This window comes from Paenibacillus sp. FSL L8-0436 (assembly GCF_038593025.1).
In the GTDB taxonomy this organism is placed as follows: Bacteria; Bacillota; Bacilli; order Paenibacillales; family Paenibacillaceae; genus Paenibacillus_AQ.
The window spans coordinates 1,299,342-1,314,774 of record NZ_CP151955.1 but is presented as its reverse complement, the minus strand read 5'-3'; the positions used below and the strand labels follow the sequence as shown (position 1 = coordinate 1,314,774).

The window sequence follows — 15,433 nt, the reverse complement described above, 5'->3', positions numbered from 1 at the left end:
ATTTATCATTTAAAAAAATAAATAAAAAAAGCAGCTGTTTGGACAACTCCGCATAATTACTTTTGAGTTATTTCGATCTACTATTCAACTCTGATTTAGCATCTCAGGAAAAAATCGCCTGCTAACGCAACCATAACCCACCAGCACGCATCTTAATAGTAAAGGGAGGGGAGCTTCATCTGGATATTATAGAAAGAATTATTGCTAGGGATGAGTCGGCTCTCCGCCTGTTGATGGAGCTTTATGGTGATGTGCTGCTCAGAACCGCCTGCCTGCTGCTTAAAGACCAGCAATCTGCCGAAGAAGCCGTGCAAGATACCTTTATTCAGGCTTACGCCAAAATGGCCCAGCTCCAGGATCCGCAGCGGCTAAAGGCCTGGCTGGTTTCCATCGTTGTCAACCGCTGCCGGATGAAGCAGCGGACGTGGAGCTGGCGGAGCATTTTTCCTGCGGCAGAGAGCGGACAATGGATGGATGAGTCCGGTACCTCCACTGGAGCGGAAGAACATTTTATGGTGGAATGGCATCATGTGCGGTTGGTTGAAGCCGTCCGAAGCCTGGATTACATCTATCGTGAAAGTCTGACCTTGTACTATTTCCATGAAATGAGTATCCGCGAAATATCCGCGGAGCTGAATACAGCGGAGAATACGGTTAAATCCCGTCTGGCCAGAGGCCGGATGCTGCTTAAGCAGACTTTGGAGAAGGAGGGCATTTCCTATGAATACGGATCGTGAACAAATCAAACAGCGGCTTGATGAGGAGCTCCTTCCCGTCACTTTTACAGGTCATGAACAGGTACTGCGGCAAACCCACCCTCCTGCGGGCCGGGCCCGTCTGCTGGCACTGTGGAACAAGGAGCTGGAAATTCCTCTCAAAGCTGTTGGCGCATGCACGGCAATCCTCGTAACAGGAGCACTGCTGTTATATTCACCGCATACCGGTACTGAAACCCAGCAAGCAGTTCAGCAGCCGGGACAACGTGAATTAATCAAAGCCGGAGGCAATATGTACTGGAAAGACATCTATGAGCGGGCGGTGAAACGGTATGAAAATTAGATTAAAGGTCAAACACCTGGTGCTGTTCGTGCTGCTGCCCCTCTCTCTGTTGGCTATAGTAGCTGTTACACTGCCTTTCTCACGATCCGGAACAGGAAACCCCGCCTTAACGGCTTCCACAGCCAAGGATGATCGAATAAAACTTCTCAATACTCTAAATGGCAGCACCGGCAGCAAACGGATGGAGCTGATCCGCACAAAGATCATTGAACCCGGCAATCTAGATACTTCGTACAGCTTCAATGTGTATATCGGAGCTTCGATGACCCAGTCATCACAAAGTGAAAACGAAGAAATTCATTCCCCTCTGCTGCCCGGAGACAGGATCAAATTCCTGCAGGAGTATATTATGCAAGGCCCTGCTGACTATTCTATGCTGAATGCGGTCAAGCAGCTGCTCTATGAGTACGACGTAATTGGCACAATGGATGATGAGGCTGACCAGGCACTGGCAGCTGCGGTGGAGCGGATTAGCAGCTCCTCTTCCTTGGCAAAGGAACTGACACTGATCCGGGTAGAACGGGCACTGAACAGCGGTAATTTCACAGCGGCGGACGACCTGCTGAAACAAGCGGATTCCCCTGTCCAGAACAACGATCTGGAAATGGATGCCCGTACGGCCTGGCTTAGCGGACGGCTGCTTTTTGCCCAGGGGAAAAGCCGTGAGGCATTAACTCTGGTTACAACCGCGCTGGAACAATACCGGGTGGGATGGAAAGAACTCAAAAAGGAATATGGCGGGGACGAACTACAGTCAATCCATTCAGGGGAAAGCGGCAACGGCAGCAGCGCCGAAGCCTTCGAGCAGGGAACTACTGACAGCGACATCAGACTTATTGCCCTTCGGACGGCACTGCAATCTGCTGTAGATATGGGTATCCATACACCGGCGACCCTACAGGGTACACTCACCAAAAGCGATGGAACCCCGGTGTCGCGGGCCGGCATCTTTCTCCGTGCAGAAAGTGAGGTCCATCATAGTGTTATGCGCAATACCGAACCCTATCAAATCGTTACCGATGAGAGCGGACATTATCAATTCAGCGGGGTCATTCCCGGCTTCTATCAGCTTCAGATCGGCGTCAGCTTTGCCCAGATCGACAGTTGGGCCTGGCCAGTACAGTCTGATGACTGGCTTGAAATCAAGCCGGGGGACGATTTAACCGAAAATATCGTTCTGCAGCCGCTGCTTGAACTGAAATCTCCTGTCAATTCACAAGTGGTTACCGGTTCCTCCGTTAAATTTGAATGGGAGCCGGTCAAAACTGCGGCATATTACAACCTGAGCGGCACCGTTAATATAGAAGATGGCTCATTCACAACCATAGTTCGGCAGAACATTAAGGACAACAAGGTATCCATCCCGGCGGAAGAGTTATACGATGCCGGCGGCTTCTCCATCAGCGGCGGCGCAGATGACTGGAAAACTATTCAACCATCCTCCCTGCTTGGGTTCGCAGACCCTGAAGGCCGGTTCTCGTGGACCATCGATGCTTTTGATGAGCAAGGCAAGCTGCTTACCCGCAGCAACGGCTACCGGCTGAACGATGATACCGTGGGCAATCTGCCTTTCTTCTATTACAAGTCGCGTACACTTACTGCCGCAGACAAGCTTGTTAAGAACAAGAAGCCCGAGCAGGCACTGCAGGCCTATCGCCGGGATTATGCCGCAAATCCGAAGGATGCCCATGCTCTGAAAATGCTGACTCATCTCCTGAGAGCCAAAGCCTCCTATGCAAAAGATAAACAAGCGGAGGATGCGACAATCCCCTTGTTAATCCAGCTCGTTCAGCTGCGTCCGGATGCCAATTTTACCTTTTCACTTGTAGATCATTACTTTGACCACGCCGACTGGGTGAACTATAACAAATATTACTCCATGTATAATGAGCTTATTCAGGAAAAACCAAGCTCTTATGAGATGGCCATCCATGCCACCGCACTTATGTTTCAGGGGCAACTGGCAGAGGCCCGCAAGCAGTTTGCCGTTGCGCTGGAGGAAGACCTCAGCCACCGCTTTATCGGCAGCTATCTGGCGGCGGAACTAGCCGCCGGCCAGCCGCTCACCTCCGTGCTGGAGCTGGCAAAACGTTATCCTGAGCACGGGTATCGAACAAGCGGTTACCGCTGGCCTCTGCTGATCTTGAAACTTCAATCTGAGCGGGAAAAGCAGCCGGAGGTTTTTGACAAGCTGCTGCACGAGAAGCTTGCTTCCTATGTCGCAGGTGAATCGGAGGCATTGCAACAATGGACCAAGGAGGGTGAGCCTTCAGCACTGAAAAACTTCATGAAGGCCGTACTTGAAGTTAGTTAAGGTTTTTTTCGGAGACAAGTAAAGGGATAGAATCGGGTAGTTAACAACCCGTTTCTATCCCTTTTCGGCTTACTTTAGTTCATCCAGTGCGGCTTTATTTACTACATATGTTCCGGCAAGAAATTATTCTCCAAAATATTCAATTTTCCTCCAACAGCGTCCCGATGGCTTTCCGCAGATTCACAATCTCCGCCATCAGTTCCCGGTTCTCTTCCTCTGTCTCCAGGGCATCGCTCCGCATAAGCCGGGCCAGGCTCATCTCCAGCAACTGCAATTCTCCTTCACGCGTCTGCTCCTCAGGGGTCAGCACCCGGCCGCGTTCCTTTGCAGTATATTCCTCATAAGTGCCCGGGAAGAACTGCGGTCTCCGACCAGGCTCCAGCAGCAGCAGACGGTTGGCGACCTTAGCGTGCAGATAACGGTCATGGGAGACGATAACCAGCCCGCCCGGATAGGCCGCAAGCGCCTCTTCCACCCGTTCCCGGGTGTCGATATCCAGGTAATTGGTCGGTTCATCCAGCACCAGCAGATTGCCTCTACCGAAGTAGAGCCGGAGGAACGCGACCCGGCATTTCTCGCCCATACTAAGGTCGCCAATGTGCTTAAAGACATCTTCCCGGGGGAATAAAAAGCAGCCCAGAATCGTCCGCGCCTCCGTCTGCGTCATCCCCGGCAATTCCAGCAGGCTGTCAAGTAAGGTTGATTCAGGATCGAGGTGATCCAGCTCTTGAGCAAAATACCCGATTTGAGTACGCGGATGTTGGGTCACTTCACCGCCGGAGAGCTGTGCAACTCCTGCGATCAGCTTCAGCAGCGTGGACTTCCCGGCACCGTTCGGTCCCAGAACGGCAAGCCGGTCGCCCCGCCGCAAGGAGAGATTGAAGTCCTCCAGCAGCGCCGGGTTGTCTCCATAGGCACAGCGGATATTGTGTAAGCTCAGCAGCGCATCTCCCTGGAAAGCTTCACTCTCCAGCTTCATGCTCAGCTTGGGTGCTGCTTTCGGCAGCTCCACGCGGTTTTTCTCCAGCCTTGCCAGGCTGGCCTCCTTGGCATGGAGGCGGGAAACATTTTTCTTCGATTTCGAACGCAGGAAATCGTTCTGCCCGGCGGAGCGGTGTGCCTGCTGGAACCATTCCGCGTAACGGCGGATGCTCTCCAGCAATTGCTCTTTCTCCTGCTCCTGCTTTTTGTATTGTCCTTCAAGCGTGCGGGCCTCCAGCGCTTTCTGCTCGCGGTATTCCCTATAGGCGCCGGGATAACGGCGGCAGCCCTGTGGAGTCAGCTCCAGCACAGCAGTAGCTGTCCGGTCAATGAAAGTACGGTCATGGGAAACGTACAATACCGTACCGGGATAGCTCCGTACCCATTCCTCCAGCCACTCCATCGTTTCCCTGTCCAGATGATTCGTCGGCTCATCCAGCACCAGCAGCTTCGGCTGCCGGGCGAGCAGCGCAGCGAGCTGAACCCGTGTCTTCTGGCCGCCGCTGAGCAGGCGGTACGGCTGGCCCCATAGCGCAGGATCAAGCTTCAGCTGTCTGAGGCATTTCTCCACCTTGGCTTCCCAGCCATAGCCGTCCAACTGCAGATAGCTCTCATAGATTTCTCCATATTCGGCCACCGCCTCCGCATCGGCACCTTCCGTATCCTGAAGCTGCTTGCCCAGTGTCTCCAGTCTGCCTTTAAGTGCAGCTAGCTCTTTCCAGCCGGAGAAAACATACTCCAGCACGGACATTTCAACTGAAATCTCCAGCTGCTGGTCCAGCACACCCCATTCCTCCGCGGGCAACCCGTAAGAGACACTGCCCTCCTCAAAGGCCAGACGGCCGAGCAGTCCTTGCAGCAGCGTCGTCTTGCCGATCCCGTTGCGTCCGAATAACAGCACGCGTTCCCCTTCTGTGATTTCAAACGACACACTTTCAAATAGGGCAATGCCATTCCACTCTTTGCGTATATTTTTGGCTTTTATTAAGGTCTTGGTCATATTCATTCCTCCGCTTCATCAAATCCCGAAACTAAAAAAACCGCAGCCAGCGGCCTGCGGTAGAGTTGTGTATGAAGGGGGAGAGATGCCAGGAAACAGTGGTGCGGACGTAACCTCCCCCTGTTTAATTGCAGGGCAAGCCGTCAACACCAGCTTCAATCCTCTATTAGCATCGTATAGGCCCCGAACGACACACGTATCCCCTGACCGTACACCCTACAAGGGCGTCCCGTGGCTTGTGCATAAGCACATCACAAGTTAACTGGTCTGTTGCTGGGAAACGTGTTAGTTATTCATCAGTCGGGTGAACCTCCGTAATTGTCCGAATTATTATTATTTACAGTATATAGAAGCAGGGACCCGATAAGCAAGGTCAAGAATAATTATAATTAAGAGTTACCTGTGAACAGCATCAACTCCGAGTGGGATCTCCTCATAGGAAATCATAACAGTCTCAGTCTCGCAGGGTTATAGGTCTTTTTGCATTGCGATCCCTACCAGCTTCTCGCCATCCGGTTTGACCAGCACCTTATATCCGCAGGGGCTGAACCCCTGCTTGCAATAGAACAGCAGTGCTCTTGTATTCGTATTGTGGCAGTATAACTTCATCGTCCGGACCCCATGCTCCTGCTTGGCGGTATCCATCATGGTTTGGATCAGGTAAGCCGCAACCCCTGTGCCCCGGTAGCTTGGACTTACAATCACATTGCCCAGCCAAATTGTATGGCTCTCCTCATCCTTATCATAAAGATTGGCATAAGCAAGCGGCTCCGGCGCATCCCCGGATACAATGACTGTCGGACTATATCTGTTCTCCAGCCTCTTCAGGATTTGCTCCGCTGTCAGCGGATACCGGAATTTCGGGCTTACACAAAAAACTTCTTCGGCGTCCCGGACAAACGTACAGATGGAGTCCAGATCCTCCTGTGCTAAAGTCCGGCTGGTCAAATTCAGCGTCATACAGCTCACTCCTCACTCAGTTGTTTTCCTTGTATCCTCAGACTGAAAGAATCCGCCAGATCACTATTTTTGCCGGAGCATCCAGTCAGCTTATATTCAATCTTCTTATCGGTGACCTCTTTACTGATTCCTTTGCAGACACTGGTCCTGACTTTACCTTTTGCATACTCATCGTGGGTATTGTCATATTTAAATTTCACCGTTTCTCCGTCATAGGCAAGATCAATATAGATCGGGTCTGCTTCCTCCGTGTACTGTGTAACCCTGACCTTATCGGAGTGGTTCTCCTCTATATTGCCAAGAAACTCATCCAGTCGCTCTGCATTGGTAATCATCCCATGGAGGTCTACAACATCCCCGCGTTCCGCAGCTTCGTCAGGATCATAGGAACGGCTGCAGGCCAGCAGCGTAGCTGTGCAGATTATAACGTAAAGGGTTGTAAACAAAGCTTTCATCGAAAACCTCCTTTTGCACTTACCTACCTACTAACTTCAATATTTATCCTGTAAAATCCTGCCCTATTCCCGAGAAACGAACAACGTCGCAACTACGGGGAATATTTGGACTTCCGGCCGCTGTTGTCTTCGGATTTCTTGATTTTAACCACAATTAGCGGTAGAAATCCGAAGACAAAGGCGGACACTACCGTTCCTCCAGTTCCAAAATTCCCCTTCGCTGCTCCTTTCCCTTATCTCAAGTTTTTAAGTTCTATCTATATATATGTTAAAAAGACCGCAGCCGGACGCCTTCCCGTCTGCGGTCTTACAATTACGATGAACGTTACATTAGTCCGCGAAAGCCACAGTCTGCTCCTTCGGCTTCCAGGTGAACTGCAATCCGAATAACCCGGTGACGTTGTCCAGCGGAATGAGCAGCCTGCTGCTCTCCAGCCGTGAAGCTGTTATTGCAACCACTTTTCCATTAACTACTGCTTGAGCAGTCTGCGGTTTATGAATCACGGTGCGATCCCCGATGGTAATAATAAGTGCACCGGTCCCTGGCTGAAGTTTCAATGTTCCGCCCCAGAGGGCGACGGATTCTCTGAGAGGTATAAAGACTTTGGAGTCCTCCACTACAAAAGGATCCTTTAGCTTTACACTTTCACCGTGAATGATGAACGTCCCGGCGAACACTTTATGGCCGAGTGTATAACCTGCTTTGGTAGCAATGGTTTCCATATCCGATGAGGAGGACGTAATAATAACGGTTGTATTCTTGGCCACCCGCGGATACAGCCAGTGGATATCGTCATTATGCATCCGGATGCAGCCGGCGCTGACATATTTGCCGATGGAGGATTCATTATTGTTGCCGTGAATGGCATAGGTTGTGCCCATCGTGCCGTTCACTTTCAGTCCGAGCCAGCGGTCACCGAGCGGATTGGCCGGATCTCCGCCGGGAATCTTCTCCTTGTAGTAAGGTCTGTTCTTGACCTTGACCACAATCGGGAAGCTGCCTTCAGGGGTCAGGCTTTTTGTCTTGCCCGTTGCAACCGGAAAAATCTTCTCCAGCTTGCCGCCGCTGAAATAACCGAGTTTGTTTGTCTTCTTGTTGACAATGATCAGCTCTGACGATGCTGCCTTTGCTGCCGCCGCTCCGGTAAAGCAAGCCGTAAACAGCAGCACAAACATTAGCGCCAGCTTGAGACTGCGTGCCCAATAAGCCTTGCACCAGCCGGCCGTATCATGCAGATTCATGTTGCCCCACCTCCAGGTTATGGGTGATTAAGGAAACTCATCTACATAGACGAAATCAGAGTTCATTAGTTGCACCGTTGCCTGTACCTATTCGTTCTTGTTTGTCCCATACTCCCAAAACCTGAATTTGCATGAATATTCCGCCGCCCCCTCAGAGATAATAAATCCGCAAGCTCAAACTCAAACGCCCAAGGAGGCAAATTACTTTGAATTCAAACCTTTCCAGCCAGATCAGTCATTGCGAACAAATCATTCAACAGCTTGTGAGCCAGACACAGCAAGCCAGCCAGAATTATCAGCAGCTTCTCCAGCAGGAGCAGCAGAATGCGGTAAGACTGGAAGAACTGGCCCAACGTGAGCACAAGGCGAGTCAAATTATTCAAAATGCGCTGCAGGGCCATAACACAGCCATTCAGCAGCTGCAGCAGGTTACACAGACGCTTAGACAGCTTGAGCAGTCCTCTCAATTTGCCGGAAATACTACAGGCGCTCAAAGCTTTAATCCGTCTCTCAACCCATCCTTTAACCCTTCCTATGGTCAACAGCAGCCTATGCATTCGGTGCATACCCCGCTGAACCCGTCGTTCAATCCGATGCCATCGCATACCGGTTCTCCTACCGGCCAAAACTATGGCTCATTGATGAATCAAGGACGGAACTTTCAATAGGACTTGCTTATCTTTCGAAAAGGCTGTCTCCGGCAGATTATTCTGCTTGAGACAGCCTTTTGTGCTTATCCATATGGCAAATCGGCTGTTGATCCTAGCTTCACACTACCAGTCTCCCTCTTTTCTCAGCCAGACTGATGGTGGCCTCCACACCGGAATTGAACTCCAGAAAGTCGCTTTCAACTCCATCGCTGAAAATGACTCCGTCCTCCGGCATCTGCGAGGTAATCCGCAGCGGCTGCTGAGCGCCGATCTGCCCGAAGACAACTCCGGCGGAGGTCGTACGGCTGGGGAAAGGTTCCCGCACCGTGAAATAAAGATGCGGATGATCCCAGGCCAGCCGCTGCCCGGAACCGGCCAAGCCAAGTACTGCCTCCGCTTCCGCATCCATTTGCAGCCCGGCTGCGCTGCGGACAATGCCCGTCGCTCCGGCAAGGACGCTCTTGAGCCAGCCGGTGGAACCCATCCCGGTGGAGACAATGATGCCGCTGGAGGACTGCTGCTCGGTTACATCATTCAGTTGAAGCTGGTAACGTGCAGACACATGGGTTTTGCGGCCGATGAACAAATCATTGACACCGTACAGGCTCTGGCCGTCATTAAGCTCCGCCCGGGCAAGCGTCACTTCGCGCACCTGGCGCTGGCCCCGGAACACCTCAGGCAGAAGGAGCCGCAGATCCTTGACGGTGAACGGCAGCAGCACTCCATCCCAGCGCTGCGGATCGGGATTGACACCAATCAGCGGCTGCTCCCGCAAGTATTTCAGTGTATTGGCTACAAGTCCGTCCTGCCCAAGCACAACCACTGTATCCTCATCACCGAAGATGAAATTCGGAACATGCTGCCGCTCCAGCAGCTGAACTCTGCCTATGGCGCTCAGCTCAATCACTGCCGTCTCCACCGCCTTGCGGTAATGATGATCTTCGCTGATATAGTCGCTGAAATCCGCACCCAGCCGCTCAATATAGAACTGGGCCTGCTGGATCGTATTGTAGCGGACCACCAGCTCTTCCAGCCGTGTTTTGCGTTTGATCAGAATGATCTTATTCTCGGACATCCGGCCGCTCATCGCCCTCCCGCTCCTCTCGCCGCACCTGCCCCGTTTCCGGCCGATCCGGCCATAATTCCCTGCAGAAGATCCGGCGTAATGTTCAGCTGGCCGATCTTCCCGGCATTCTCAGCCAGTTCCTGGAAGGCGATGGCGATCAGCTTATCCGGCTTCATGCCGACATGGGTCAGTGCCTGCAGCACATTTGGCGATACTCCCTGCAGCGAATTCATCACCGCCGACAGCTCGTAGGCTTTGGCATCTGCTTCCGCTCTTTGGTTGGCCACAGTGAGTCCGATCAGCTCCTGCTTCTTCTCTTCCAGTGCGGTATCGAAGCTGAGCTGCTCTTCCTTCATTTCGTTCTGCTTTTGCTTTACTGAACGCTCTGCATCCAGCTGGGTCTCACGGATCTGCTTCTTCTTCGTCTCAACAGCAATCTCCGTATTCAACTCGTTTTCCTTCACCCGCCGCTCCTGCTCAATGGAGGCATTGCGCCGTTCATACAGCGCATTGTCTGCGCTGCGGAGAATTTCTTCTCTGGCCTGCGCCTCCAGGGCACGAAGGGTCTCCTTGTTCGGAACAATCGCCAGAATCGACAGCCCCATCAGCTCGATCCCCAGCTTCTCAATTTCCGCGTTCCGTTCGATCTCCCCGGTAATGGTCTTGGCCAGACGTTCGCTTGACTGGATGGCTTCCCGCAGGGGCAGCTGCTCCAGCTGCTTCTTGGTCAGCACCTTGGCGATGTTGATGACCCGCTGGGCCAGCTTGCCGGGATCATCGGACAGGTACGTGTTCTTTTTCAAATTGTAGGTATAATTGAGGATTTGTGTGGTTTTGCGGTAATCGATGATCCGGTAGGTCAGCTGGCCCTGGACAGTTACCGTCTGGTAATCGCTCGTAATCTCTTCGAACATAAACGGGACATCAATCGAGGATACCGGCACTACAACAACCGACGTAGTCGGCACGTAATAATGAAAAGAGAGACCGATGCCTTCACGGACGACTTTGCCGTTCTTCACCTTGAGCACATAATCGCTGGGCTGGAATTTCACGAATCGGAATCCGAACATGGACAAAACCTCCTGGTTTATGTTATTAACATTTTGTTATTAACAACAGTATAGCATGAATTTTTGATATTATCAAGTTGTTAATAACATACTACAACTAATTTTTTTGAAGCAACGCAACTACTTCTTCCCATCCGGGAGCAACAGATTTGTACAAAATGAAAGGACGGTTTGAATTTTGTCCATTGAGTAAAGAACGGGTTTCCTTTAAGATTGGTTTCTAACGAGAATGATTATCATTATTGTTAATCGTTATCTATTTCTGGGGAGGCAAGATTCTATGAAAAAGGCAAGACAACCCTTCGCCGCGTTATGTGTCATCTTCGTGATGAGCACCCTTCTGCTCGCGTGCGGAAATTCAGAGGAACCATCTGCCGGCAATGCTGCGGCTAACTCTGCTGGCAGCAATACCGCCGCGAGCGCATCACCTGCTCCGGAGGCATCCGACGCTGACACTGGTGAAGCTGCAGCGAAAACCCGCTCCTATACGGATTACAAAGGCCATACTATGGAGATTCCGGTTACACCGAAACGTGTAGTTTACTCCGGAGAAACTTATGGTGACTTACTGGCATTGGGTGTGCAAGCAGTCGGTTATCCGCTTTCGATGGGCGATGGCCAGGTGTTCGAAGACCAATTGAAGGGTGTCGAGGATGTAGGATTCCCGATTAACCTGGAGAAGACTTTGTCGCTTCAACCCGACTTGATCATCTATGCAGGAACGGACGAAGCGGATTTCGAGGCATTGTCCAAAATTGCACCCACTGTAATCTTCGATACTTTCGCCCCGCTACAGGAACGGATGGCGGAAATCGGCGGACTTCTTGATAAATCGGCTGAAGCGGAAGCCTGGCTGACCCAGTACCAGTCAAAGGAAACCGCCATGTGGGAGCAATTGAAAAGCGGCGGTCTGATGAAAGAGGGAGAAACCGCAGCTGTCTTCACCTATTATCCCGGTGACCGGCTGTTCGTAATGGCCACAACCGGACTGTCGCAGGTGCTGTATGGTGAGAATGGCTTCAAGCCAACCCCCGCGATCCAGAAGGTGCTTGACGAAGGTATGGGATTCCAGGAAGTATCTATGGAGGCGCTTGAACAATATTCCGGAGACCGGATTTTCCTGCTAACTCCTGTTGCCGATGAAGCCAAGCAATCCACAGAAGCAATGCTGAAGAGTCAGGTGTGGAAGAGTCTTCCCGCTGTCAAGAACGGCTATGTCTACACACAAGACATTATGAAGACATCAAGCGATGCAACTACCCGGGAATGGCTGCTGGGAGAAATCCCTAAATTGCTGAATAATAAATAATTCATCCATTTCTTAGGGTCCCGGTGTTTACACGGGGACATATCTGACACAAAAAGAAGCTTGTCAACGCCAGTTGATAAGCTTCTTTGTTTTATATACAATGTATTTATTGATAATCATTCTCACTATTGAAGGGAGACCGTACCTTGCAGCATCCCTCATTGCCACCTCTCCCTCTTCGCTCGCTATTGTTTCAGCTGTCCAACGCCGAACTGATTATTCAGCCTGCCGACTCCTGCCCAGTACAGCAGATACCACTCTGTCATACGCTTCTTGTCTTTACGGGCGGCAGCGGAGTGCTGCATATTGACGGCCAGATTACACCGCTGAGTGCCGATAAGTGTTACCTGCTGTCTCCCGGAACCTCCTATAGCGCGGACAATCCGGAGATGACTCTGTATTATTACCTTGTCTCTTTTACAGCCATTCATGCGGCCGAACGTCCGGAGCGTTATGCCGGGGAGCTGCTGCCGGGCAGACGGGAATTAATCGTTCATCCGTTCACCAGAGTCATCCGCCTGGCGGAAGAACTGGTGATGAAGGACAACAGCGGCGACGATGTGCAGCACTACAAGCAGCAATTGAAATTTCAAGAACTGCTGCTGCTGCTCTTCGAGCACAATTATCCTTCCGGAAAGCTGCCAAGTCCTGCAGAATCCGTGGAAAGAACTGTGGAGTATATGCAGAAGCACTATATGGAGAGCATCACGGTGAAGCAGCTGGCAGAACTTGCGGGCATCTCGCTCTGGCAGTATACTCCGCTCTTCCAAAAGCTTACCGGCACAAAACCGCTTGATTATCTGACCGAGCTGCGCATTCACCATTCGAAGCGATTTTTACTGGACTCCGCTGAACCCCTGCGGGAAATCGCCCGGCAGGTTGGCTTCTCTGATGAATATTATTTCAGCCGCCGCTTCCGCCAGAAGACCGGGGTCACCCCTGGACAATACGCCTATACGCAGCGCCGGAAGCCGACGGTCAAGGATTGGACCGGCCATCAGGTGGAGATACCTGAACGGCCACGACGTGTTGTCTATCACGGAGAAACGCTGGGCGATCTGCTCGCGCTGGGCGTGAAGCCTGTCGGCGGAGATGAGGCTTTTGCGCGGAACAGCGTTTATAAGCACCGGCTCAAGAAGCTGGCTAATGTCGGTTTTCCGCTGGACCCGCAGCTGACTGCCTCACTAAATCCCGATCTGATTATTTTTGCCAACGCGGATGAGCAGGCTTACCGGATCGTCTCAAGCATAGCTCCGGCACTAACCTTCGATTCTTTTGCACCTCTCGAACAGCGGATGCGGATACTGGGAAGCTGGCTGGGAAAGCAGCGTGAAGCCGAGGCTTGGCTGGCATCCTTCCATGCCAAAAACGCCGCCATGTGGCAGCGTCTTTACGAGGAAACACTCCAGCCCGGAGAGACGGCCTCCGCGCTGATATACGACCACGGAAACCATCTGTTCGCCATGGGAAGGACCGGGCTTTCCAGTGCCCTATATGCCCCTGGCGGCCTGCAGCCGCCTAAGGTGATCCGGGGCATTCTGGATCAAGAGCTCGGATTCGCCGAGGTCGATCCGTCGCAGCTGCATACCTATGCGGGAGACCGGATCTTCATGCTCATTCCGGAGCGCAAGGACTCGCTGGAGGCCATGGAGCAGCTGATGCGGAGCCCGCTCTGGAACACCCTTCCCGCCGTGCGGAAAAGCCAAGTCTATCTGCTAGAGAACGCGAAATGGAACTCTGCAGACGCGTTAACCCGGGAGAAGCTGCTCAATCTGCTGCCCAAGCTGCTAGGCGGTCAGCCGGTATGAACGAAGGAGCTGCCTGCATTCAGTTCACTTTCCCCATAGATCCAGAATCGAACGGACTTCCTGCAGCCGCCCGGGATCAATCGGCCGCAGCGGATCGCCGTCTTCTCTTACCGCTGACCCGAAATGCACCCGTTCCACAGCTGTTTCACCCAGAAACTCTCTCAGGCCAGAAGCTGTGAGGCCGCTTCCGGCCAGAATGGAGACGGATTTCGCGGAGGATAAACGCTCAAGCACCGCAATCCTTTCCGCGCCTTCGGGCGCAGTCCGCTGCCCTCCGGAGGTCAGAATATCCGTCACCTGAGGGTAGCGTGACAGAACCTCCAGGGCTTCGAGCTGATCCGCGGCCTCATCAAAGGCCCGGTGGAAGGTCACCTCCATGCCGTCTGCAGCCTGAAGCAGCTGTTTGAGCAGCTCTTCGTCCACCGTCCGGTCGCGGCCGAGCATTCCCATGACCACCGACAGCCCTCCTATGGCGGCAATATGGCGGATGTCGCGCAGCATCGTCTCCGCATCCGCTTTATCATACCGGAAAGACCGGGCATGCGGCCGCACCATGACTCTGACCGGGATGTCCACGGCTTCGCGCACGCCTTCCATCAGCCCCAGGCTGGGAGTCAGTCCCCCCTCCAGGATGCCTGAAATCAGCTCAATCCGGTCTGCTCCATGCCGTTCGGCAAGGACGGCATCATTTACGGTCGTTGCAATGACCTCTAACAGCATTGCTCCACTTCCTCTCCTTGATTATATTCATCCATGCCTTTTAATCTTTTGTTAATTTACCTCCCATAAGTATAATGAGAATGATACAGAATTCATTCTATTGTATTTAGCTGTTACATTTTATTGGTGAAAGGAACTAAATCCGATGAACCCTAAAATCAATGTTGTACTATTGGAAACATTACTGCCGGAGACAGAGCTTGAATTGAGCGGGCTGTTGACAGAAGTAGTGGAAGATGGCGCCTCGATCGGATTTCTCCCTCCGGTCACAGCTGAGGAAGCTTCAGCCTATTGGAAAAGCGTCCCTGATCCGCATGTCCTGCTCTGGACAGCAATGGAGGGCGACAAAGTCGCGGGTACAGTGCAGCTCCATTTAGCCGCCAAAGCCAATGCCCGGCACCGGGCGGAAATTGCCAAACTGATGGTTCATCCGGAGCACCGCCGCAAGGGCATCGCCGGACTCCTGCTCGACACCGCCGAACAAGCCGCAGCAGCAGCAGACAGAACACTGCTTGTACTGGATACGCGGGAAGGCGATCCCTCCAACCTGCTCTATCAATCACGGGGATACATCGAGGCAGGCCGAATCCCGAATTATTGCCGGTCAGCCAACGGGCAACTGGATGCTACGGTATTATATTATAAGTTAACTTGAACAAAAAAAAGGCACACTCATCTTTGCCAGGGCACAAGTCGAAATAGAAGCTATATAAGCTGAACTAAAGAATGAGTACATGCTTACTGATGAAACGCGGGTCAATGGTTTCACCAATACAGTAAGTTAGATTATTAAGTT

The 15,433-nt window shown here is 52.2% G+C and carries 14 protein-coding genes; 7 read left to right on the top strand and 7 right to left on the bottom strand.

The features are described 5' to 3' along the window. Nucleotides 1–230: 230 nt before the first annotated feature. From NSS79_RS06030 to NSS79_RS06020, 3 genes are read left to right on the top strand one after another with little or no spacing between them, the layout of a single operon-like run. A complete protein-coding gene (locus tag NSS79_RS06030) occupies nucleotides 231–737 on the top strand; it encodes a sigma-70 family RNA polymerase sigma factor (RefSeq protein ID WP_342438672.1) in 507 nt (168 codons plus the stop codon). Next, complete coding sequence (locus NSS79_RS06025) at nucleotides 721–1,059, top strand: hypothetical protein (RefSeq protein ID WP_342438671.1); 339 nt, start codon at nucleotides 721–723, stop codon at nucleotides 1,057–1,059. Before NSS79_RS06030 ends, NSS79_RS06025 begins: the two co-directional genes overlap by 17 nt. Then, nucleotides 1,049–3,373 (top strand): carboxypeptidase-like regulatory domain-containing protein, encoded by a 2,325-nt coding sequence (locus NSS79_RS06020; RefSeq protein ID WP_342438670.1) that lies wholly within the window; start codon nucleotides 1,049–1,051, stop codon nucleotides 3,371–3,373. Before NSS79_RS06025 ends, NSS79_RS06020 begins: the two co-directional genes overlap by 11 nt. Before the next feature lie 139 nt (nucleotides 3,374–3,512). Here NSS79_RS06020 and abc-f read toward each other — a convergent pair whose 3' ends face one another. The 4 genes from abc-f to NSS79_RS06000 all read right to left on the bottom strand — a co-directional run bounded on the left by abc-f (nucleotide 3,513) and on the right by NSS79_RS06000 (nucleotide 8,011). Next, nucleotides 3,513–5,354 (bottom strand): ABC-F type ribosomal protection protein, encoded by a 1,842-nt coding sequence (gene abc-f, locus NSS79_RS06015; protein WP_342438669.1) that lies wholly within the window; start codon nucleotides 5,352–5,354, stop codon nucleotides 3,513–3,515. 468 nt (nucleotides 5,355–5,822) lie between these two features. Then, nucleotides 5,823–6,314, bottom strand: a complete 492-nt coding sequence (locus NSS79_RS06010; protein WP_342438668.1) for a GNAT family N-acetyltransferase — start codon at nucleotides 6,312–6,314, stop codon at nucleotides 5,823–5,825. A 5-nt stretch (nucleotides 6,315–6,319) separates the two neighbouring features. Further along, on the bottom strand, nucleotides 6,320–6,769 hold the full coding sequence (locus NSS79_RS06005; protein WP_342438667.1) for a DUF4362 domain-containing protein: 450 nt from the start codon (nucleotides 6,767–6,769) through the stop codon (nucleotides 6,320–6,322). Nucleotides 6,770–7,099: 330 nt separating this feature from the next. Next, the gene (locus NSS79_RS06000) at nucleotides 7,100–8,011 is read right to left on the bottom strand and encodes a L,D-transpeptidase family protein (protein ID WP_342438666.1); all 912 of its coding nucleotides are present in this window, start codon (nucleotides 8,009–8,011) and stop codon (nucleotides 7,100–7,102) included. 206 nt (nucleotides 8,012–8,217) lie between these two features. Between NSS79_RS06000 and NSS79_RS05995 the strand changes: the two genes are divergently transcribed. Continuing rightward, entirely contained in the window at nucleotides 8,218–8,679 is a 462-nt protein-coding gene (locus NSS79_RS05995) for a hypothetical protein (protein WP_342438665.1), read from the top strand. Between the two features lie 100 nt (nucleotides 8,680–8,779). On the opposite strand, the gene NSS79_RS05990 is transcribed toward NSS79_RS05995, so the two are convergent. Both NSS79_RS05990 and NSS79_RS05985 read right to left on the bottom strand, forming a co-directional pair. Next, a complete protein-coding gene (locus NSS79_RS05990; RefSeq protein ID WP_342438664.1) occupies nucleotides 8,780–9,748 on the bottom strand; it encodes a sugar kinase in 969 nt (322 codons plus the stop codon). Beyond that, the gene (locus NSS79_RS05985; protein WP_342438663.1) at nucleotides 9,745–10,800 is read right to left on the bottom strand and encodes an SPFH domain-containing protein; all 1,056 of its coding nucleotides are present in this window, start codon (nucleotides 10,798–10,800) and stop codon (nucleotides 9,745–9,747) included. Before NSS79_RS05985 ends, NSS79_RS05990 begins: the two co-directional genes overlap by 4 nt. Nucleotides 10,801–11,080: 280 nt before the next feature. Here NSS79_RS05985 and NSS79_RS05980 point away from each other — a divergent pair, with 280 nt between their 5' ends. Both NSS79_RS05980 and NSS79_RS05975 read left to right on the top strand, forming a co-directional pair. Next, entirely contained in the window at nucleotides 11,081–12,109 is a 1,029-nt protein-coding gene (locus NSS79_RS05980) for an ABC transporter substrate-binding protein (RefSeq protein WP_342438662.1), read from the top strand. A gap of 146 nt (nucleotides 12,110–12,255) precedes the next feature. Further along, nucleotides 12,256–13,917: a helix-turn-helix domain-containing protein gene (locus NSS79_RS05975; protein ID WP_342438661.1), complete on the top strand. Its 1,662-nt coding sequence runs from the start codon at nucleotides 12,256–12,258 to the stop codon at nucleotides 13,915–13,917. Nucleotides 13,918–13,941: 24 nt separating this feature from the next. Here the strand turns inward: NSS79_RS05975 and NSS79_RS05970 are convergent, their stop codons facing one another. Further along, nucleotides 13,942–14,637 (bottom strand): copper homeostasis protein CutC, encoded by a 696-nt coding sequence (locus NSS79_RS05970; RefSeq protein ID WP_342438660.1) that lies wholly within the window; start codon nucleotides 14,635–14,637, stop codon nucleotides 13,942–13,944. A gap of 145 nt (nucleotides 14,638–14,782) precedes the next feature. Here NSS79_RS05970 and NSS79_RS05965 point away from each other — a divergent pair, with 145 nt between their 5' ends. Next, complete coding sequence (locus NSS79_RS05965) at nucleotides 14,783–15,292, top strand: GNAT family N-acetyltransferase (RefSeq protein ID WP_342438659.1); 510 nt, start codon at nucleotides 14,783–14,785, stop codon at nucleotides 15,290–15,292. Nucleotides 15,293–15,433: the final 141 nt, after the last annotated feature.